Below are 19179 nucleotides of genomic sequence, written 5' to 3' on the forward strand. Positions count from 1 at the left end.
GAAGTTAAAACTGGCGTTTTCGCCTGGTTTTTCGAGCCGCACAGGCCATGTGCCGGTCAGTCAATGTTTGATCGCCGCAATCAATGTGGGAGCGGGCTTGCTCGCGAAGGCGGTGTGTCAGTCAGCACAGATGTCGCCTGACACACCGCCTTCGCGAGCAAGCCCGCTCCCACAGGTTGCGTACTACCGAAATTAACTCAATTTGATGACGACTAGCTACAGGACAGCGAACGTGCCTTGTGCTTTTGCGACCAGTTTGTCGCCCTGCATCACATCGGCCTCGACCACCAATGTGCGGCGGCCCGGGTGGATCACCCGCGCCGTGCACATCACCTCGCCGTCAGAGACGGCGCGGATGTAGTTGATCTTGCACTCGATGGTCGCGCTCTGCTGGTCAAAGCCGTGGGTGCTGGAACAGGCCAGCCCCATGGCAATGTCCACCAGGCTGAACAACGCCCCGCCGTGCAGCTTGCCGCCGCGATTGCGCAGCTCCGGTTCCAGCGCCAGGGCGACTTGCGCCACCCCGGTTTCCAGACTGTGCAAGCGGCAGCCCAGCAGCTTGAAAAACGCGCTTTCGGTCAGCCCGGCGGGAATGTCCATCAGCGTTTCTTCAACTGCTTGGCATTGGCGAACAGCGAAGCCATGGCGTTGTTGCTCGGTGCTGCCGCCGTGGTTTCCTTGCGCGGTGCGGTGTTCTGGGACTGGCGTGGCGCCGACCCCGGACGCGCGCCGCGAGCGCCGTCGATTTTCTCGCCCGGGGTGTCGCTCATGCGCATCGACAGGCCCACGCGTTTGCGCGGGATGTCGATTTCCATGACCTTCACTTTCACCACGTCACCGGCCTTCACCGCTTCGCGTGGATCCTTGATGAACTTCTCCGAAAGTGCGGAGATGTGCACCAAACCATCCTGATGCACGCCGATATCGACGAACGCGCCAAAGTTGGTCACGTTGGTCACCACGCCTTCGAGGATCATGCCCAGTTGCAGGTCCTTGAGGTCTTCGACACCTTCCTGGAACTCGGCGGTCTTGAACTCGGGGCGCGGGTCGCGCCCAGGCTTTTCAAGCTCCTGGAGGATGTCGGTCACGGTCGGCAGACCGAAGGTTTCATCGGTGTACTTCTTCGGATCGAGACGCTTGAGGAACGTGGCATCGCCAATCAGCGAGCGGATGTCACGGTCGGTTTCGGCGGCGATGCGCTGAACCAGCGGATAGGCTTCCGGGTGAACCGCCGACGAATCCAACGGGTTTTCCCCGTCCATGACGCGCAGGAATCCGGCGGCCTGTTCGAAGGTTTTCTCACCCAGCCGCGCGACTTTCTTCAGCGCGGCGCGGGTCTTGAACGCGCCGTGCTCGTCGCGGTGGTTGACGATGTTCTGCGCCAGGGTCGCGTTGAGGCCGGAGATCCGTGCCAGCAGCGCCACGGAAGCCGTGTTCACGTCCACGCCGACGGCGTTCACGCAGTCCTCGACCACTGCATCCAGGCCACGGGCCAGTTTCAGCTGAGACACGTCGTGCTGGTACTGGCCGACGCCGATGGATTTCGGATCGATCTTCACCAGCTCAGCCAGCGGGTCTTGCAGGCGACGGGCAATCGACACCGCGCCACGGATCGACACGTCGAGGTCCGGGAATTCCTTGGAAGCCAGCTCCGACGCCGAGTAAACCGATGCACCGGCCTCGGAAACCATGACCTTGGTCATCTTCATGGCCGGGTATTTTTTGATCAGTTCAGCGGCCAGCTTGTCGGTCTCGCGGCTGGCGGTACCGTTGCCGATGGCGATCAGGTCCACCGAGTGCTTGGCGCACAGGGCGGCGAGCACGGCGAGGGTCTGGTCCCACTTGTTGTGCGGCACGTGCGGGTAAACCGTGGCGTGATCCAACAGCTTGCCGGTGGAGTCGACCACGGCGACCTTGCAACCGGTGCGCAGGCCCGGGTCGAGGCCCAGAGTGGCGCGCGGGCCGGCCGGGGCCGACAGCAGCAAGTCGTGCAGGTTGTGGGCGAACACGTTGATCGCTTCGGTTTCTGCGCCATCGCGCAGTTCGCCCAACAGATCAGTTTCCAGGTGGGTGTAGAGCTTGACCTTCCAGGTCCAGCGCACCACTTCGCCCAGCCATTTGTCGGCGGCGCGGTTCTGGTTCTGGATGCTGAATTGCTGGCCGATCATGCCTTCGCACGGGTGCATGGTGCCCGGCAGTTCGTCGCCGACTTTCAGCGCGGAGCTGAGGATGCCTTCGTTGCGACCACGGAAAATCGCCAGTGCGCGGTGCGACGGCATGCTTTTGAGCGGTTCGTCGTGTTCGAAGTAATCGCGGAACTTGGCGCCTTCCTCCTCCTTGCCGGCGATCACGCGGGCACTGAGGGTGGCTTCCTGCTTGAGGTAGTTGCGCAGCTTGTCCAGCAGGCCGGCGTCTTCGGCGAAGCGTTCCATCAGGATGTACTTGGCGCCTTCGAGGGCAGCCTTCACATCGGCCACGCCTTTTTCCGCGTCGATGAAGCGTGCAGCCTCGGTTTCCGGGCTCAGGGACGGGTCGTTGAACAGGCCGTCGGCCAGCTCGCCCAAGCCTGCTTCCAGGGCGATCTGGCCCTTGGTGCGGCGCTTCTGCTTGTACGGCAGGTACAAGTCTTCGAGACGGGTCTTGGTGTCGGCGAGCTTGATGTCGCGTTCAAGTTGCGGGGTCAGCTTGCCCTGCTCCTGGATGCTGGCGAGGATGCTGATACGCCGTTCGTCGAGTTCTCGCAGGTAGCGCAGGCGCTCTTCCAGATGACGCAATTGCGTATCGTCGAGGCTGCCGGTCACTTCTTTCCGGTAACGGGCGATGAAGGGAACGGTAGAGCCTTCATCGAGTAGCGCGACGGCCGCTTCGACCTGTTGTGGGCGTACACCGAGTTCCTCGGCGATGCGGCTGTTGATGCTGTCCATAAAACCACCTGACAAATTGTGAAAGCAGGCTCGCAGGCGCAGGGATAGGGCCTGGGCGAGTCTGGTTGAGCGGCCTGGCCAGCGCCGCTACCTGGATCAAAAGGTATCCCGTTGACCCGTGAAATCGAACAATTACTGCCGGCACCATGAAAAAAAGGTGTCCGTCTGTAGTACCTGTCTGATGTTGCCTGACACAAAAGGCCGCGCATTATAACCAGCGTTCCGGCATTCGGGGGCATCGCGGGTTGCCGGTGCAATGGCCGGTTTTCTGGCGCTAGAGGAAAAATCTGCTAACAATGCACACGGTGCGTATAACGGCAGCTACGCCATAATGCGCGCCGAGATCAAAGGAGCATCCAATGAGCAGCACTGCACAAACTGCTGAAGGCGAAAAAATTCTTATCGTTGACGACGATCCGGGGCTCAGCAGCCTGCTGGAGCGTTTTTTCGTCAGCAAGGGCTACCGCGCCCGCGCCGTACCGAACACCGAGCAAATGGATCGCCTGCTGGCGCGCGAAGTGTTCAACCTGGTCGTCCTCGACCTGATGTTGCCCGGCGAAGACGGCCTGACTGCCTGCCGCCGCCTGCGCAACGCGAACAACCAGATTCCGATCATCATGCTCACCGCCAAGGGTGATGAGCTGAGCCGCATCAAGGGCCTGGAGCTGGGCGCCGACGATTACCTGGCCAAGCCGTTCAACCCCGATGAGCTGATGGCTCGCGTCAAAGCGGTCCTGCGTCGCCAGTCGGCTCCGGTGCCGGGCGCGCCAGGCAGCGAAGACGAAAGCGTGACCTTCGGTGACTACGAGTTGTCCCTGGCTACCCGCGAGCTCAAGCGCGGCGAAGAAGTGCACATGCTCACCACCGGTGAGTTCGCTGTACTCAAGGCCCTGGTGATGAACGCGCGTCAACCGCTGACCCGCGACAAACTGATGAACCTGGCCCGTGGCCGCGAGTGGGATGCCCTGGAGCGTTCCATCGATGTGCAGATTTCCCGTCTGCGCCGGATGATCGAGCCCGATCCGTCCAAACCGCGTTACATCCAGACTGTCTGGGGCGTGGGTTACGTGTTTGTTCCGGATGGTACCGCCACCAAGTGATTGGCGATTTGTAGGAGCGGGTCATGCGGACGGCGGGTCAATCGATCCTGTCCGCAGACTCGCGATCCGCAATATGCGAGCATCGCTCGCTCCTGCAAGTGTTTAACGGTTATCCATGAAAACCCCCGTTTGGTTTCCCCAGAGCTTCTTCTCCCGCACCCTTTGGCTGGTGCTCATCGTCGTACTCTTCTCCAAGGCGCTGACCCTGGTTTATCTGCTGATGAACGAAGACGTTCTGGTGGACCGCCAGTACAGCCACGGCGTCGCCCTGACGCTGCGCGCCTATTGGGCTGCCGATGAAGAAAACCGCGGCAAGATCGCCGAGGCCGCGACCCTGATCCGGGTGGTGGGTGCCGGCGTGCCGGAAGGCGAACAGCACTGGCCTTACAGCGAGATTTACCAGCGGCAGATGCAGTCGGAGCTGGGTGCCGACACTGAAGTCCGGTTACGCATGCATTCGCCACCGGCGCTGTGGGTTCGGGCACCGAGCCTGGGCGATGGCTGGCTGAAGGTACCGCTTTATCCCCATCCGTTGCGCGGTCAGAAAATCTGGAACGTGCTGGGCTGGTTCCTCGCAATTGGCCTGCTGTCCACCGCTTCGGCCTGGATCTTCGTCAGCCAGCTCAATCAACCTTTGAAGCGTCTGGTGTATGCCGCGCGGCAACTTGGCCAGGGCCGCAGCGTGCGCCTGCCAATCAGCGATACGCCGAGTGAGATGACTGAGGTTTACCGCGCCTTCAACCAGATGGCCGAAGACGTCGAACAGGCCGGTCGTGAGCGCGAGCTGATGCTGGCCGGGGTGTCCCACGACTTGCGTACACCGTTGACCCGCTTGCGCCTGTCCCTGGAACTGATGGGCGATCACACCGACCTGACCGACGACATGGTGCGTGACATCGAAGACATGGACGCGATTCTCGATCAGTTCCTGGCGTTCATTCGCGACGGGCGTGACGAGACGGTGGAAGAGGTTGACCTGAGCGACCTGGTCCGTGAGGTCGCCGCGCCCTATAACCAAAATGAAGAGAGAGTGCGACTGCGCCTGGAGCCTATCCAGCCGTTCCCGTTGCGTCGTGTGTCGATGAAACGACTGCTGAACAACCTGATCGGCAATGCGTTGCATCATGCCGGTAGTGGTGTGGAGGTGGCGGCGTATGTATCCGGGGACACCAGCGCACCGTATGTGGTGCTGAGCGTCATGGACCGTGGTGCCGGGATCGATCCGTCGGAGCTGGAGGCGATCTTCAACCCGTTCACCCGCGGTGATCGTGCCCGGGGTGGCAAGGGCACCGGGTTGGGATTGGCAATCGTGAAGCGAATTGCTTCGATGCATGGCGGCAACGTTGAGCTGCGTAACCGCTCGGGCGGTGGGCTGGAAGCGCGGGTGCGGTTGCCGTTGGGGTTGATGTTGCCGCGGGATGCCGTTTAAGGCCGTAGTTCTTCGGTGAGGCTAATGGCCTCTTCGCGAGCAAGCCCGCTCCCACAATGATCGTGTTGAACACAAATTTTATGTCCACTGAAGATCACTGTGGGAGCGGGCTTGCTCGCGAAGGCGGCATCCCTGCCGCCACAAAGCTTGAGGTTTAACCCTTCCCTTTGGTCCGCGTCATATTCGGCCCGCCATTCTTCTCCAGATGCTCGATGATGATCCCCGCCACATTCTTCCCGGTGGTGGTCTCAATCCCCTCAAGACCCGGCGACGAGTTCACTTCCATCACCAGCGGCCCGTGATTGGAGCGCAGGATGTCGACACCTGCCACCGCCAGCCCCATGACCTTCGCCGCACGCAACGCCGTCATGCGTTCTTCCGGCGTGATCTTGATCAGGCTCGCGCTGCCGCCGCGATGCAGGTTGGAGCGAAACTCGCCGGGCTTGGCCTGGCGCTTCATCGCTGCAATCACCTTGTCGCCGACGACGAAGCAGCGAATGTCCGCACCACCGGCTTCCTTGATGTACTCCTGAACCATGATGTTCTGCTTGAGGCCCATGAACGCCTCGATCACCGATTCTGCCGCCGTGGCGGTTTCGCACAGCACCACGCCGATGCCTTGGGTGCCTTCCAGCACCTTGATCACCAACGGCGCGCCGTTGACCATTTCGATCAGGTCGGGAATGTCATCGGGGGAGTGGGCAAACCCGGTCACCGGCAAACCGATCCCGCGACGGGACAACAACTGCAGCGAACGCAGCTTGTCCCGCGAACGGGCAATGGCCACCGATTCGTTGAGCGGGAATACCCCCATCATTTCGAACTGGCGCAGCACTGCACAGCCATAAAAGGTCACGGATGCGCCGATCCGTGGAATCACCGCATCGAAGCCTTCCAGCGGTTTGCCGCGGTAGTGGATCTGCGGCTTGTGGCTGGCGATGTTCATGTAGGCGCGCAAGGTGTCGACCACCACCATTTCATGGCCACGCTCGGTACCGGCTTCGACCAGACGACGGGTGGAATACAGACGCGGATTCCGCGACAGCACAGCGATCTTCATGCAACACCTGTGGAGGAGGTAGATACCGGGAACACCGGCTTGTCTTGTACATACTTGATGCCCGGATTGACCACCAACTGGCCGTGGATCAGGGCTTTGGAACCGAGCAGCAGGCGATAACGCATGGACTTGCGGCAGGCGAGCGTGAACTCGACCCGCCAGACCCGATCACCAAGGGCCAGGGTGGTGCTGATCACGTATCGCACCTGCGCGTGACCGTTTGAGCTTTTAATGGTTTTCCTCGTCACCAGCGGTGCTTCGCAGCGCCGGTGACGCAACTGAACCACCGTGCCCAGGTGCGCCGTGAAGCGCACCCACTGCTCACCGTCCCGGTCAAATGTCTCGATGTCGGTGGCATGCAGGCTGGAGGTGCTGGCGCCGGTGTCGATTTTTGCCCGAAGGCCGGCGACTCCCAAATCAGGGAGCGCCACCCACTCGCGCAGACCGACAACGGTCAAATGGTCAAATGTCTTCAAAATTGCTCAACCGGTAGAAACCGCAGTGGCCGCAGGCGGCCAAATTCGCGGTATTCACGCAGAATAATGGTTAAAAGGCGACAGATATCTACAGCCCGGATTTCCAGTCTCGCAAGGAGGTTATGGAATGTCAGCATTGTAGTCCGGGACGGAGTAATTCTTGGTACGACAGAAACGGTAGTACAGTTCACCAATATTTCAGAATGAGGAAATTCCATGGCACAAAAAAACGAAGAGGACGACAAAGTCCGCCTCGATAAATGGTTATGGGCTGCACGATTCTACAAAACCCGCGCCTTGGCCAAGGCGGCGATTGAAAGCGGCAAGGTGCATTGCCGGGGCGAACGTTGCAAGCCGGGTAAAGAGCCACGAATCGGCGATGAGTTCGTGATTCGCACCGGATTCGAGGAGCGCACGGTGGTGGTCCTGGCACTGTCGATCGTTCGTCGCGGCGCCCCGGAGGCGCAATCCTTGTATGCCGAAACCCTGGCCAGCATCGCCAAGCGCGAAGAGGCCGCGGCACAAAGAAAAGCCGGAGCCCTGGGCGTAAGCACTGACGGTAAGCCGAGCAAGAAACAGCGGCGGGATTTGTTCAAGTTTCGTGGCAGCAGTAACGACGACTAATTCAGATATTTCTCGGGCGATTGCCGCGCACTCGCCCGGCCTCACCACGTCTTAAGGCCAAGACTTGCAATTGACCCTTTGCGCATCCATATCTGTGCTTCGCCAGCAGTGCATCGCATGGACGATATCGCCGCTCGTCGAAAATCACACACAGTCTCTGACCTGTAGGCCATAACCACATTGCCGGCAGTGCAGGGCGGGAAACGACCCAAAACCCATCAGCGCTTGTTCCACCTTGCTTGGATCAGGCCCGGATTGTTCATAAAATGCCTTTCATGGCTGAACGTTGCGCACCCGAGGGGTGGCGCAGGGTAAATTTCTTGTTTCCTGTAACCTTTTTCACTAATTCAGATACCCAGACCTATGACCGATCACGCGGATAACGACTTCACCCAACGCTTCATCTTCGATGACAGCGACACCCGTGGCGAACTGGTCTCGTTGGAGCTCAGCTACGCCGAAGTCCTGGCCAAACACGCCTACCCGCAGCCGGTCGCGCAACTGCTCGGCGAGCTGATGGCGGCCGCATCGTTGCTGGTCGGCACGTTGAAGTTCGATGGCTTGCTGATTCTGCAGGCACGCTCCGAAGGCCCTATCCCGCTGCTGATGATCGAGTGCTCCAGCGAGCGCGAGATCCGTGGCCTGGCCCGTTACGAGGCGGACCGGATTGCTCCCGACGCTACCCTGGCTGACTTGATGCCGGATGGCTCGCTGACGTTGACCGTCGACCCGAAACGGGGTCAGCGCTACCAGGGCGTCGTCGACCTGGATGGCGAAACGTTGTCCGACTGCTTCACCAACTACTTCGTCATGTCCCAGCAGATTGGCACCCGCATCAAGCTCTGCGCCGATGGTCGTCGCGCCCGTGGCCTGTTGCTGCAACAACTGCCTGCGGACCGTTTGAAAGACGAAGACGAGCGTGCCGCCAGCTGGCAGCACATCACCACGCTGGGCGGTACGCTGACCGCCGACGAGCTGTTGAGCCTGGACAATGAAACCGTGCTGCATCGCCTGTACCACGACGAGCAGGTGCGTCTGTTCGATGTGCAGAAGCTGCGCTTCCGTTGCAGCTGCTCGCGCGAACGTTCGGCCAATGCGCTGGTCAGTCTGGGTATGGAAGACGCGCAGCAATTGGTGGTCGAACACGGTGGCAACATCGAAATCGATTGCCAGTTCTGCAACCAGCGCTACCTGTTTGACGCCGCCGATGTCACTCAATTGTTCGCCGGCGCGGGTATCGAGACGCCGTCAGATACTCGTCACTAAAACGGTTCAGCGCAGGTAAATTCACTGGCTGCCGCCGGATTAATGCCGTTACGACAGGAGGGGCCTACTCTTTTTGGGCTTTTCTGGCATAATCCGGCCCACTTTTTTCGCGGTAGTAGTGCACGACTTTCTACTACAAAAACGTTTGGAGCACTCGGCCACTGGCCGACGGGGAACCTCATGACGCAAGCCAACAATGCCGTGTACACCGATCTGAGTGTTGATGATCTGGTTAAAGAAGCCCTCAACCGCGGTGAAGGCGAGCTTGCCGATACCGGCGCACTGGTTGTTCGTACCGGTCACCGTACCGGCCGTTCGCCAGTCGATCGTTTCATCGTTGAAGAGCCAAGCACCCAGGCCGCCATCGCCTGGGGCCCGATCAACCGCAAGTTCCCGGCCGACAAGTTCGACGCCCTGTGGGCTCGCGTTGAGGCATTCAACAACGCGCAAGAGCATTTCGTTTCCCACGTGCATGTAGGTGCGGCTTCCGAGCACTATCTGGCCGTGAAGATGACCACCCAGACTGCCTGGCAGAACCTGTTCGGCCGTTGCCTGTTCATCAACCCGGCTCAGTACAACCCGGCGGGTCGTGACGAGTGGCAAGTGCTCAACGTTGCCAACTTCGAGTGCGTGCCAGAGCGTGACGGCACCAACTCCGACGGCTGCGTGATCCTCAACTTCGCACAGAAGAAAGTGCTGATCGCCGGCATGCGTTACGCCGGTGAAATGAAGAAAGCCATGTTCTCGGTGCAGAACTTCCTGCTGCCGGCTGCCGACGTACTGCCAATGCACTGCGCCGCCAACATCGGCGAAGAAGGCGACGTGACCCTGTTCTTCGGTCTGTCCGGCACTGGTAAAACCACCCTGTCGGCCGACGAAAGCCGTTACCTGATTGGTGACGACGAGCACGGCTGGGGCGAAGGCGTTGTGTTCAACATCGAAGGCGGTTGCTATGCCAAGTGCATCGACCTGTCCGAGAAGAACGAGCCGGTTATCTGGAAAGCCATCAAGCACGGTGCGGTATTGGAAAACGTCGTTATCGACGACGCCAAGCACGCCGACTACGCCGATGTCAGCCTGACCCAGAACAGCCGCGCCGCTTACCCGCTGGAGCACGTTGCCAAGCGCTCCGAGAAGAACCTCGGTGGCGAGCCGAACGCTGTGATCTTCCTGACCTGCGACCTGACCGGCGTGCTGCCGCCAGTGTCGATCCTCAACGAAGAACAAGCGGCTTACCACTTCCTGTCCGGTTACACCGCTCTGGTCGGTTCGACCGAAATGGGTTCGGGCAGCGGCATCAAGTCGACCTTCTCCACCTGCTTCGGTGCACCGTTCTTCCCGCGTCCGGCCGGCGAATACGCTGAGCTGCTGATCAAGCGCATCCGCGGCTTCGGTTCCAAGGTCTACCTAGTCAACACCGGCTGGACCGGTGGTGGCTACGGCGTCGGCAAACGCTTCAACATCCCGACCACTCGTGCCGTGATCGCAGCGATCCAGAGCGGCGCGCTGATCGGTGCCGAGACTGAGCACCTGGACACCATCAACCTCGACGTGCCAGTGGCCGTACCGGGCGTTGAGACTGGCCTGCTGAACCCACGCAACACCTGGGCTGACAAGCCATCCTACGACGAAGCCGCCAAAGCACTGGCCGGCCTGTTCATCGAGAACTTCAAGAAGTTCGAAGTGAGCGACGCGATCAAGGCTGCGGGTCCAAAGCTGTAAGTGTTGGATTGAGCTAACGAAGAAGCCGCCCCTCGGGGCGGCTTTTTTGTGCGCAAAATTCAGTTTTTCGCGGGCAAGTCAGAATGCGTCGGGCCGTTACAGGCCCTCTAGCTCATCCGTGTCCCAGCGTTGGGCCTTGATAGCCCGGTAGAGCATGTCGAGGGTCAATGGCACCTTGTCGCCGCGACCCTTGGCTTTTCGCTTTAGATTCACGTCAAAGCCGTCGGGCTGGAAATAGCGATAGCTGTCGAAATCCACGAAATCTATGGCGAAGTGGTCTTCCAGGGTTTCGATCAAATGCCGGGCGTCTACACCGTTGCAGCCCAGATCGAAGTTGATCGAGGTGGTGAGGCTGATGGTTTTGCGTTCGGGGAAACCGAGTTCTTCATGCAGCAGTTGCATGAGTTGCTGCATCAAGTGGTCGTCGGGGAGGTTGGGGGCGAGGTTCATTGCGTAGGCTCCGCTAATCGAAATGCAGGCGCCATATTATCCTGCTCACGTTTCGATAGCCCCAAAGCCCCCGCTAGCGTTGGCCATTGGCTGACAACTTCTTTGAAGCTGTCGATGATGTTTTCTGCATCCGCACGACCGACCCGAAAATACTCTGCCACTTCCCGGGCCAGCTCCAGATCCAGTGCGTTATCGGTATCTGTGATGTTGAGCTTCAAGCCGTCTGCGTGCGCCACCGGGTTCATGTCATAGGCGGCAGACAATCGCCATCCCCGACCCGGATCAAGGATAAAGCCATGGTTACGCAGGTGATCGTCGCTGTTGGAGACCAGGATGTTGAACACAATCCGAGACCACAACTCTCGAAGGTCAGCGTTGGTTTGCGAGCCGTGTTCCATGAGCACTTCGGCTAACTCAAGGTAGCTCGCGCCGACTGAGGCATCGTCACCGTCAACGCGATCAGTCATGGTCATGCCTGAGGCAAAGTGCAGTCGGCCACCCCGTTCAGTGCGATCGAAGCGCTTGACCATGAAGCAGTGATGATCACTGGCATAGCGTCGGGCGATACCGGTCGCGACTCGCAGGCCACAATGATTGGCCAAGGCATTCACCACCAGTTCCCAAGCGCCAATGTCATAGTCATCGCGGGTGCTGGGGAACTTGGCAATCCACAAGTGACCGTGCTCGTCTGCAACGCTGGCCTTGGGGCGGGCGCCACCCAGTGAGCCTCCAGGTGCGATCAGCATTCTCAGCCACTCGCGGCCATCGAGTGAGGTGTTGTCCGGATCGTTTTCCAGAGCTCGGCTTGCTTGTTCCAACGCCCGCAGCTCAATGAACGGTGGAGCGGCCACGCCATCACGATCATCGAGAAAGTTGCCTTGGTCATTGAGCTTGTAGCGGATTGCACCGACCCGATAGAGGTCATGTACGCCTAACAGGAAATCTGACTCGTGGAGCTTGCTGCCTTTGGCAGCCAAGCCGTCGCGGATATCGCGTTCCAGTCGTCGCTTCATCAGTAACTGGCCCCACCGATCCGGGCTTGAATCAGCGAACACGCCAAACCGGCTTTGATGTTGCCCCGGGAACTGACGACCTTCATAGAGCCCGATTCGAGGGTCCAGGGGTGTGAAGTTCAACTCGGGATCTGCCAGTGCAGCCTTGTCGTACTCAAACTCGAAGACTTCTGTGGAGCGGGCGTTTCGGGCATGCAGGAAACCGAGACGTCTGGGCCCATTCAAGGATTCCCAATCGGCATACACCGCAATCTGCGTCATTTCTCACCTGTCGCGGGCTTGGTTTTTTTCTTGGTCAACAGATTGGAAAGTGAGTGGGTGTTGAAGGGGTAGTCAGCGGATAGATCTGCTGTGGTGGCACTTTCAATCACTCCAGTGCCTTTTTCAGGTATTGGAGCATTTTTTCTCACGGCACTCGTTCTGCGTGGTCGCTGGCTTGAGCCTGCGGTGGAGGTGGTCCTGGATTTCAGTTGTGCGTCCTGCAGTTGACGGCCCACCTCATCGGTTGCCGCGAGTTTGCTCAAGTCTTTTTCCAGACCTAGAACTTGCATGACAGACAGGTAGGCTCCGATGGTCACCCCTGAGCCACCTGATTCCAGGGAGCGCAAGGTTGTCAGTGACATGCCCGCTCTCTCAGCGACTTGTTTAGCGGTGAGTTTGCGGCGTAGGCGAGCGAGTTTCAGTCGCTCGCCGAACTCGGAAAGTAGTCTGGAAGCAGCGGGCAAGAGTGGAGCTGTCTTCTTGGCCATGTGCCAATATTCCTTCATTAAGACGCTATAACTGCCAGAATAATAGCACTTAAAGGAAAAGGTGAGCTGCGATTGGGACATTGAAAAAGACACCATTCTCGTGACGCTGATTTCCTTAAGGAAGGTATGTTAACTGGCATTATTCCAGCTGTTTTATATTGAAACAGCCAGAATAATTCCACTTTAGCACTCTGGTGAATGGCGTCAGACTGGGGCTTTCCAGTTGAGCATGCGTTGCTGGGCGACCTTGAGCAGGTCGCAGCCGTCCTGGGTCAGCAGGTAGAGCGCGTGGGTGATGTGCGGGATGTCTTCGAGGTCGCCGTGTTTGAAGCATTGGCAGTGCAGGGTTTGCAGCAAGTCGCTGGAGGCCCGGATGCGCTGGAGGGCGGCTTCGAGGATGTCTTGCGGGTTGGCCTCTGTGTCGATGATCAGGGCCGGGGTGTCGGTGAGGTTGGTGTGGAGTGGGCGGTAGCGATTTGGAAACGGGTTCAGAGTTGACATGGCATGTACTCGGTTTGTTGTTAATTAACCGCCAGCACCGTGACCAAACGATGGGAGGCGGACTGTGCGCAGGCTTGGTCAACCGAGAACAACAACTCGGCTCGCCCGAAGGCGTCCCGCACACAGTCGCCATGACAATGCACTGCGAGGACATAGATGTCCGCGGCGCGAATGATGGCACAACTATGTGCGTTGTTCTCAGGTGACCAAACCTGATCGCTGATTTGGCAGCGACAGTCCGGACTATATGTTCGAGCCACTGGCTGGCGATAGCCGACAAGTTGTCTTGTTTTGTAGGACCTTGCCGAAGCTTCCATAGGTCGTTGCTGACGGAGTTATCCACAGCGTAATGTCCAGAATGTGTACGTCCTCTGGGGGGCCGCGTTATCGTTCTTCGCGAGCAGGCTCGCTCCCACAGGCGGTTGTGGTGTTTTTCAGCCGGTGAGTTTCGGCAAGCGCTGTCGGGCGATGTCGAGCAGGTCATTGCCGTCCTGGGTCAGCAGGTACAGCGCGCTGACGATCTTGGGGATGTCGCTGGCATTGGCCTGTTTGAAGCACATGCAATAGAGGGTTTCGAGCAGGTCGCTGGCGGCGTGGATGCGTTGTCGGGCGGCGTCGAGGATCTCGAAGGGGTCGGCCTCGGTATCGATGACCAGCACCGGGGTTTCGCTGTAGCGGGTCTTGAGTGGGTGGTAGCGGGTTGTCAGTGAGTCGGGGTTTTTCATTGAGTGGGTCCTGTGCGAAATCGGCGAGTGTTCCCGGCAGGCCGAGACACTGTTTTCAGCCGCGCTGGAAACTATAGGAGGGTATGGCGTTACGGGACAAGACGGCTGAGATCGACAGGCTTTGTAAGGGTTTTGTCATATTTTGAGGAAGGGGACTACACGTTGGTGCTGGGTTTTCAACGTGGAATGGCGAGAGGTAAAAATGCTTACAGCGTTTTCAGCCGCTTCGCAGTAAATCCCGGTAGAGGGGGCCTCGGACAATGTCGGGTATTTCGAATTTTGCGGTGGGTGTGCTGGCCTCTTCCCGAGCAGGCTCGCTCCCACACTGGTCTATGTGTGAGCATCAGAACCCTGTGCGCTGAAGATCAAATGTGGGAGCGAGCCTGCTCGCGAAAGCGATCTGCCAGTTACCCGATTCCTCAAGCCCTTTGAATCATCCGCTGTATCATCCCCTATCGTTTTTGCCCCTGACCTTTTCTCGACTCGCTGCGATCGCCGGCCAGGCTTTTGACTCCGCAGCGGTCAACGGAGTGACAGCTTATGCACAACACCCTGGAACAGGTTTTCGGTTATCCACAATTTCGACCCGGTCAGGAGGCGGCCGTCAGTGCCGTGCTGGCCGGGCGTTCAGCGGCGGCGATTTTCCCCACCGGTTCCGGCAAATCCCTTTGCTACCAATTGTCGGCGCTGTTGCTGCCGCACCTGACGCTGGTGGTCTCGCCCTTACTGGCGTTGATGCAGGATCAACTGGCGTTCTTGCAACGCCATGGCATCTCGGCGGGCAGTATCGATTCGGCGCAGAGCCGCGATGACGCCAGCGACGTCATGGCCCGGGCAAAATCCGGCGAACTGAAAATTTTGATGATCTCCGTGGAACGCCTGAAGAACGAGCGCTTCCGGCATTTTTTGCAGCAAGTACCGATCTCGTTGCTGGTGGTGGACGAGGCGCACTGCATTTCCGAATGGGGGCATAACTTTCGCCCGGACTACCTCAAGCTTCCCGACTATCAACGCCAGTTCAACATCCCGCAGGTGTTGCTGCTGACCGCAACGGCGACGCCCAGGGTCATCGCCGACATGCAGGCGAAATTCGCCATCGCCGCCGACGATGTGGTGACCACCGGTTTCTATCGCCCGAACCTCAATTTGCTGGTGGAGCCGGTTCGCGGAGCGGACAAGCGCCGACGTCTTGTCGAATGGATGAGCCAGCGTCCGGACCAGCCGAGCATCGTCTATGTCACCTTGCAAAAAACTGCCGAGCACATCGCCGAACACCTGAACCGCAACGGCATTCAGGCCGAGGCTTATCACGCCGGGTTGCCCCATGAGCAACGGGAAGCGATCCAGCGTCGCTTCATGGGCGGGCAGTCCAATTGCATCGTCGCCACCATCGCTTTCGGCATGGGCATCGATAAGAGTGACATCCGCAACGTGGTGCATTTCGACCTGCCCAAATCCATCGAAAACTACAGCCAGGAAATCGGCCGCGCCGGGCGTGACGGGCAGCCGTCGGACTGCCTGGTGTTGGCCAACCGCGACAGCCTCAACGTGCTGGAGAATTTCGTCTACGGCGACACGCCCGAGCTGGATGGCATCCGTTGCGTGCTTGACGAGATGCAAGCCGCGGCAACTGAAGGGCAGTGGGAGTTTCTGCTGGGGCCATTGGCCGATCAGAGCAATATTCGCCAGTTGCCGCTCAAGACCTTGCTGGTGCAGCTCGAATTGCGCGGGCTGATCGCCCCGCGCTACGCGTACTACGCCGAGTACCGTTTCAAGTATGTGCAGGAACCCGAGGCGCTATTGGCGCGTTTCGAAGGCGAGCGCAGGGACTTTGTCGCTGCGATCATCCAGACCTCCAGCCGTGCGCGGACCTGGGCCACGGTGAATTTCGAGGCGTTGTACGAGCAGCATCAGGCCGAGCGCAGTCGGGTGGTCAAGGCACTGGATTACTTCCAGGAGAAGGGCTGGGTGGAGCTGGAAAGCAAGCAGATGACCGAGGTCTACAGCGTGCTGCAAAGCGGGTTCGACAACGTCGCATTGAGCGAGGAGCTGCACGGCTGTTTCACTCGGCATGAGCGCACCGAGGTCGCGCGGATTCACGCGATGCTGGACCTGTTCGCCACCGACCGTTGCCTGGGTTATCGCCTGGCCGAGTATTTCGGTGACCACAATGCCCCGCAGCAATGCGGGCATTGTTCGGTGTGTCATGGGCAAGTGGCGCGGCTACCGGCACCACCGGAGTTGCCGGCACTTGTGGATCGAGACTTCGAGTCGTTGTGTGGCGAATTTATCCGCCGGCATGAGCAACACACGGGCGGCGTGCCTTCGGCTGAGCGGGTGACACGGTTTTTGTGTGGGATCAGTGGGCCGTTGTTCACCAAGCTCAAGGCCCGGACGATTTCGGGGTTTGCGGCGCTGGAGGATTATCCGTATGCCGAGGTGCGGGAGTGGCTGAGCCGTGTCTGACAGGAATTTCAGTGCCTGGCAGTGCTACATCCATCCGCTGAATGTTGCTCATCACAGGAATAAATTTCAAAAAACCCCGGTGGCTGACTATGGTGATGGCTGTCTTCGGATCGCCAACAAGAGAACAAAACATGAGCCAGACACCGTCGAATATTCAGCGCGCCGCCGTCATCGGCGCGGGCACCATGGGCCGTGGCATTGTCATGTGCCTGGCCAACGCCGGAGTGGCCGTGCAGTGGGTCGACAATAATCCGCAAATGCTGGAGCAAGCGCTGGCCACCGTAGCGGACACCTACGCCCACAGCGTGCGCCAGGGCCGCATTGACCAGAGCGAAGCCGATGCCCGTGTTGCGCGCGTTACGGCGGCAGAGGGTTATGCGGCCATCCGCGATGTCGACCTGGTCATCGAAGCGGTGTACGAAAATCTTGAGCTCAAGCAGAAAATCTTCCGCGAGCTCGATGACCTGCTCAAACCCGAAGCCATTCTGGCCAGCAATACCTCGGCGCTGGATATCGACGCCATTGCTGCGGTCACACGCCGTCCGCAACAAGTACTGGGCCTGCACTTCTTCAGCCCGGCGCACATCATGAAGCTGCTGGAAATCGTCCGTGGTGCACAGACGGCGCCGGCGGTGCTCGACGCGGCACTGGCGCTCGGCCAGCGCATGGGCAAGGTCAGTGTGGTGTCGGGCAATTGCGACGGTTTCATCGGCAACCGCATGCTCAATACCTATGTGCTCGAAGCGCGAAAAATGCTGCTGGAAGGCGCTTATCCGTATCAGGTGGACGCAGCGCTGCAAGGCTTCGGTTTTGCCATGGGGCCGTTCCGCATGTTCGATGTGGTGGGCGTCGACCTGCAATGGCGCGCGCGCCAGTTATCCGGTATCGGGCAGGATGCGCCGCAAGTTCAGGTGGATAACCGTTTGTGTGAGCAGGGACGTTTCGGCCAGAAGAGTGGCAACGGCTTTTATCACTATGAACCGGGCAGTCGTCAGGCCGAACATGATCCACTGGTGGATGCGCTGGTGCTGGAGGTCAGCGAAGGGCTAGGGTTCCATCGCCGCGAGATTGGCCCAGAAGAAATTCTCGAGCGCTGCTTGCTGGCACTGGTCAACGAAGGCGCGAAGATCCTGCAGGAAGGCATCGCCGGGTCGGCTCACGATATCGATCTGGTCTACCTCAACGGTTACGGTTTCCCGGCGGACAAGGGCGGCCCGATGGCGTGGGCGGATCAGCAAGGGTTGGCGGACATTCACCGGCGCTTGATGGACCTTGAGACGCGTCAGGGCGATCACTGGCAACCGGCGCGGGTGATTGGCGAGTTGGCGGCGGCTGGCAAGGGCTTTGCTGACAAGTGATTGTTGTGGCGCCTGCAAGGGCGCCTTCGTCGGATCGCCGCCCGGAGCAAGCCCGCTCCCACATTGGATATCGGTCGTACACAAAATCTGTGTTCACCGAAGATCAATTGTGGGAGCGGGCTTGCTCGCGAAGAACGATAACGCGGTTTTCGCCTTAGACTTGGCGAACCAACTCCAGGAATCAACGCCAATGCCCCAACGCACCGACTACCCCCACTTCCAGCCCATCACCACCCGCTGGCACGACAACGACACCTACGGTCACGTCAACAACGTTACCTACTACAGCTTCTTCGATACGGCCGTGAACACTTACCTGATCGAAGTCGGCGGCCTGGATATCCATGTTGGTGAGGTGGTGGGGTTCGTGGTGAGCTCGGCCTGTGATTACTTTGCTTCCATTGCCTTCCCGGACCGGATCGAGATCGGTCTGCGGGTGGGCAAGTTGGGCAACAGCTCGGTGCAATACGAACTGGCCGTGTTCAAGCAAGGGGGAGATGAAGCCTGCGCGGCGGGGCGCTTCGTGCATGTGTTTGTCGATCGTGCGTCAAATCAGCCTGTGGCGATTCCTGCTGGGGTGCGCGGGGCGCTGGAGCGTCTGGTGGTTCAGTAAGGCAAAAAAAATCGCAGCCCTTGGGCTGCGATTTTTGTTGTACTTACCGGCGAGGCGCTCGAGGCCTTAGTCGCGGTAGTACTTGTGGTGCTTCTTGCGATGGCCATAGGCATGACCACGGCCCGGATGGCCGTCACGGTAGTAACGGCGATCACCATGGCCGCGATACGAACGACGATCATCGTCGTCATCATTATCGTACTCTTTGCCCATGTAGTTACCCAGCGCGCCACCGGCGCCGCCGCCTGCTGCAGCGCCGATCAGGCTGCCAGTGGTGCCGCCCATGTTGCGGCCGACCACGTTACCGCCCGCTGCACCCAGCGCACCGCCAAGGGCTGCTTCGCCACGGCTGTGTTTGTTTGCGCCGACGGCGCTACCACCCGCGCCACCCAGGGCTGCGCCGATGGTGGAACCTGTACTGCCGCCTAACGATTGACCGACGACCGAGCCTAAAACCCCGCCCAATGCGCCGCCTACACCGGCTTCGGTGGTGCCGCCAGCAGACGCGATACCGCTGACCAGGCCAAGGGACAACAAGAGAATCGAGGAGAACTTCATGGAGGAACCTCAAGGGGATGACGGCGCGATCCTGAGGCTCTGGAATGGGCGTGACAATCGAAATCCGACGAATAACACGACCTGTATACAATATTGCAAGTTACTGTTTTTTGGGCGGAACTTAACGTTTTTTTGCCGGTCTTTT

Annotated in this window: 18 protein-coding genes; 8 read left to right on the plus strand and 10 right to left on the minus strand. The window is 59.4% G+C overall.

All coding sequences use genetic code 11. The features are described from left to right. Positions 1-216: 216 nt before the first annotated feature. On the minus strand, positions 217-600 hold the full coding sequence (locus AC3IT6_RS01080; RefSeq protein WP_007972875.1) for a PaaI family thioesterase: 384 nt from the start codon (positions 598-600) through the stop codon (positions 217-219). Further along, a complete protein-coding gene (locus tag AC3IT6_RS01085) occupies positions 600-2924 on the minus strand; it encodes a Tex family protein (RefSeq protein ID WP_489354016.1) in 2325 nt (774 codons plus the stop codon). Before AC3IT6_RS01085 ends, AC3IT6_RS01080 begins: the two co-directional genes overlap by 1 nt. A gap of 359 nt (positions 2925-3283) precedes the next feature. On the opposite strand from AC3IT6_RS01085, the gene ompR reads away from it, so the two are divergent. Continuing rightward, positions 3284-4024 (plus strand): osmolarity response regulator transcription factor OmpR, encoded by a 741-nt coding sequence (ompR, locus tag AC3IT6_RS01090; protein WP_007972873.1) that lies wholly within the window; start codon positions 3284-3286, stop codon positions 4022-4024. Between the two features lie 115 nt (positions 4025-4139). Further along, positions 4140-5453: an ATP-binding protein gene (locus AC3IT6_RS01095; protein WP_489354017.1), complete on the plus strand. Its 1314-nt coding sequence runs from the start codon at positions 4140-4142 to the stop codon at positions 5451-5453. A gap of 154 nt (positions 5454-5607) precedes the next feature. Here AC3IT6_RS01095 and rimK read toward each other — a convergent pair whose 3' ends face one another. Together rimK and rimB are read right to left on the minus strand one after the other, a co-directional pair. Next, the gene (rimK, locus tag AC3IT6_RS01100) at positions 5608-6513 is read right to left on the minus strand and encodes a 30S ribosomal protein S6--L-glutamate ligase (RefSeq protein WP_007972871.1); all 906 of its coding nucleotides are present in this window, start codon (positions 6511-6513) and stop codon (positions 5608-5610) included. Beyond that, positions 6510-6989 (minus strand): retropepsin-like aspartic endopeptidase RimB, encoded by a 480-nt coding sequence (gene rimB / locus AC3IT6_RS01105; protein WP_150726445.1) that lies wholly within the window; start codon positions 6987-6989, stop codon positions 6510-6512. The genes rimK and rimB overlap by 4 nt, the downstream gene beginning before the upstream one ends. A 216-nt stretch (positions 6990-7205) precedes the next feature. Here rimB and AC3IT6_RS01110 point away from each other — a divergent pair, with 216 nt between their 5' ends. The 3 genes from AC3IT6_RS01110 to AC3IT6_RS01120 all read left to right on the plus strand — a co-directional run bounded on the left by AC3IT6_RS01110 (position 7206) and on the right by AC3IT6_RS01120 (position 10601). Further along, the gene (locus AC3IT6_RS01110) at positions 7206-7613 is read left to right on the plus strand and encodes an RNA-binding S4 domain-containing protein (RefSeq protein WP_150726444.1); all 408 of its coding nucleotides are present in this window, start codon (positions 7206-7208) and stop codon (positions 7611-7613) included. A 363-nt stretch (positions 7614-7976) separates the two neighbouring features. Beyond that, positions 7977-8879, plus strand: a complete 903-nt coding sequence (hslO, locus tag AC3IT6_RS01115) for an Hsp33 family molecular chaperone HslO (protein WP_150726443.1) — start codon at positions 7977-7979, stop codon at positions 8877-8879. A 180-nt stretch (positions 8880-9059) separates the two neighbouring features. Then, positions 9060-10601 carry a phosphoenolpyruvate carboxykinase gene (locus AC3IT6_RS01120; protein ID WP_223541933.1) on the plus strand — a complete coding sequence of 514 codons (1542 nt, stop codon included), beginning with the start codon at positions 9060-9062 and terminating at the stop codon, positions 10599-10601. A 96-nt stretch (positions 10602-10697) separates the two neighbouring features. Here the strand turns inward: AC3IT6_RS01120 and AC3IT6_RS01125 are convergent, their stop codons facing one another. From AC3IT6_RS01125 to AC3IT6_RS01145, 5 genes are all read right to left on the minus strand, one after another. Beyond that, the gene (locus tag AC3IT6_RS01125) at positions 10698-11051 is read right to left on the minus strand and encodes a DUF1493 family protein (RefSeq protein ID WP_489354018.1); all 354 of its coding nucleotides are present in this window, start codon (positions 11049-11051) and stop codon (positions 10698-10700) included. Then, complete coding sequence (locus AC3IT6_RS01130) at positions 11048-12325, minus strand: type II toxin-antitoxin system HipA family toxin (RefSeq protein WP_489354019.1); 1278 nt, start codon at positions 12323-12325, stop codon at positions 11048-11050. Before AC3IT6_RS01130 ends, AC3IT6_RS01125 begins: the two co-directional genes overlap by 4 nt. Then, complete coding sequence (locus tag AC3IT6_RS01135) at positions 12322-12813, minus strand: helix-turn-helix domain-containing protein (protein ID WP_489354020.1); 492 nt, start codon at positions 12811-12813, stop codon at positions 12322-12324. Before AC3IT6_RS01135 ends, AC3IT6_RS01130 begins: the two co-directional genes overlap by 4 nt. Positions 12814-13017: 204 nt before the next feature. Beyond that, positions 13018-13314 carry a hypothetical protein gene (locus tag AC3IT6_RS01140; protein ID WP_489354021.1) on the minus strand — a complete coding sequence of 99 codons (297 nt, stop codon included), beginning with the start codon at positions 13312-13314 and terminating at the stop codon, positions 13018-13020. A 434-nt stretch (positions 13315-13748) separates the two neighbouring features. Then, positions 13749-14039 carry a hypothetical protein gene (locus tag AC3IT6_RS01145; protein WP_056726907.1) on the minus strand — a complete coding sequence of 97 codons (291 nt, stop codon included), beginning with the start codon at positions 14037-14039 and terminating at the stop codon, positions 13749-13751. Positions 14040-14579: 540 nt separating this feature from the next. Between AC3IT6_RS01145 and AC3IT6_RS01150 the strand changes: the two genes are divergently transcribed. The 3 genes from AC3IT6_RS01150 (at position 14580) to AC3IT6_RS01160 (ending at position 18476) form a co-directional block, all read left to right on the plus strand. Beyond that, a complete protein-coding gene (locus AC3IT6_RS01150; protein WP_489354022.1) occupies positions 14580-16505 on the plus strand; it encodes a RecQ family ATP-dependent DNA helicase in 1926 nt (641 codons plus the stop codon). A gap of 131 nt (positions 16506-16636) precedes the next feature. Next, entirely contained in the window at positions 16637-17863 is a 1227-nt protein-coding gene (locus AC3IT6_RS01155) for a 3-hydroxyacyl-CoA dehydrogenase (RefSeq protein ID WP_489354023.1), read from the plus strand. 190 nt (positions 17864-18053) lie between these two features. After that, complete coding sequence (locus AC3IT6_RS01160) at positions 18054-18476, plus strand: acyl-CoA thioesterase (RefSeq protein WP_489354024.1); 423 nt, start codon at positions 18054-18056, stop codon at positions 18474-18476. A 66-nt stretch (positions 18477-18542) separates the two neighbouring features. Here the strand turns inward: AC3IT6_RS01160 and AC3IT6_RS01165 are convergent, their stop codons facing one another. Next, positions 18543-19034 (minus strand): glycine zipper domain-containing protein, encoded by a 492-nt coding sequence (locus AC3IT6_RS01165; protein ID WP_489354025.1) that lies wholly within the window; start codon positions 19032-19034, stop codon positions 18543-18545. Positions 19035-19179 lie beyond the last annotated feature (145 nt).

It is taken from the genome of Pseudomonas sp. KH_017 (assembly GCF_057840285.1).

What these genes read in the sequence shown, in the direction of transcription:
- AC3IT6_RS01140 (WP_489354021.1), bottom strand. Translation starts at nt 13,314, where the DNA reads ATGTCAACTCTGAACCCGTTTCCAAATCGCTACCGCCCACTCCACACC.
- AC3IT6_RS01110 (WP_150726444.1), top strand. Translation starts at nt 7,206, where the DNA reads ATGGCACAAAAAAACGAAGAGGACGACAAAGTCCGCCTCGATAAATGG.
- AC3IT6_RS01165 (WP_489354025.1), bottom strand. Translation starts at nt 19,034, where the DNA reads ATGAAGTTCTCCTCGATTCTCTTGTTGTCCCTTGGCCTGGTCAGCGGT.
- rimK (WP_007972871.1), bottom strand. Translation starts at nt 6,513, where the DNA reads ATGAAGATCGCTGTGCTGTCGCGGAATCCGCGTCTGTATTCCACCCGT.
- AC3IT6_RS01155 (WP_489354023.1), top strand. Translation starts at nt 16,637, where the DNA reads ATGAGCCAGACACCGTCGAATATTCAGCGCGCCGCCGTCATCGGCGCG.
- AC3IT6_RS01160 (WP_489354024.1), top strand. Translation starts at nt 18,054, where the DNA reads ATGCCCCAACGCACCGACTACCCCCACTTCCAGCCCATCACCACCCGC.
- AC3IT6_RS01125 (WP_489354018.1), bottom strand. Translation starts at nt 11,051, where the DNA reads ATGAACCTCGCCCCCAACCTCCCCGACGACCACTTGATGCAGCAACTC.
- AC3IT6_RS01145 (WP_056726907.1), bottom strand. Translation starts at nt 14,039, where the DNA reads ATGAAAAACCCCGACTCACTGACAACCCGCTACCACCCACTCAAGACC.
- AC3IT6_RS01085 (WP_489354016.1), bottom strand. Translation starts at nt 2,924, where the DNA reads ATGGACAGCATCAACAGCCGCATCGCCGAGGAACTCGGTGTACGCCCA.
- AC3IT6_RS01095 (WP_489354017.1), top strand. Translation starts at nt 4,140, where the DNA reads ATGAAAACCCCCGTTTGGTTTCCCCAGAGCTTCTTCTCCCGCACCCTT.
- AC3IT6_RS01135 (WP_489354020.1), bottom strand. Translation starts at nt 12,813, where the DNA reads ATGGCCAAGAAGACAGCTCCACTCTTGCCCGCTGCTTCCAGACTACTT.
- hslO (WP_150726443.1), top strand. Translation starts at nt 7,977, where the DNA reads ATGACCGATCACGCGGATAACGACTTCACCCAACGCTTCATCTTCGAT.
- AC3IT6_RS01080 (WP_007972875.1), bottom strand. Translation starts at nt 600, where the DNA reads ATGGACATTCCCGCCGGGCTGACCGAAAGCGCGTTTTTCAAGCTGCTG.
- AC3IT6_RS01120 (WP_223541933.1), top strand. Translation starts at nt 9,060, where the DNA reads ATGACGCAAGCCAACAATGCCGTGTACACCGATCTGAGTGTTGATGAT.
- AC3IT6_RS01150 (WP_489354022.1), top strand. Translation starts at nt 14,580, where the DNA reads ATGCACAACACCCTGGAACAGGTTTTCGGTTATCCACAATTTCGACCC.
- AC3IT6_RS01130 (WP_489354019.1), bottom strand. Translation starts at nt 12,325, where the DNA reads ATGACGCAGATTGCGGTGTATGCCGATTGGGAATCCTTGAATGGGCCC.
- ompR (WP_007972873.1), top strand. Translation starts at nt 3,284, where the DNA reads ATGAGCAGCACTGCACAAACTGCTGAAGGCGAAAAAATTCTTATCGTT.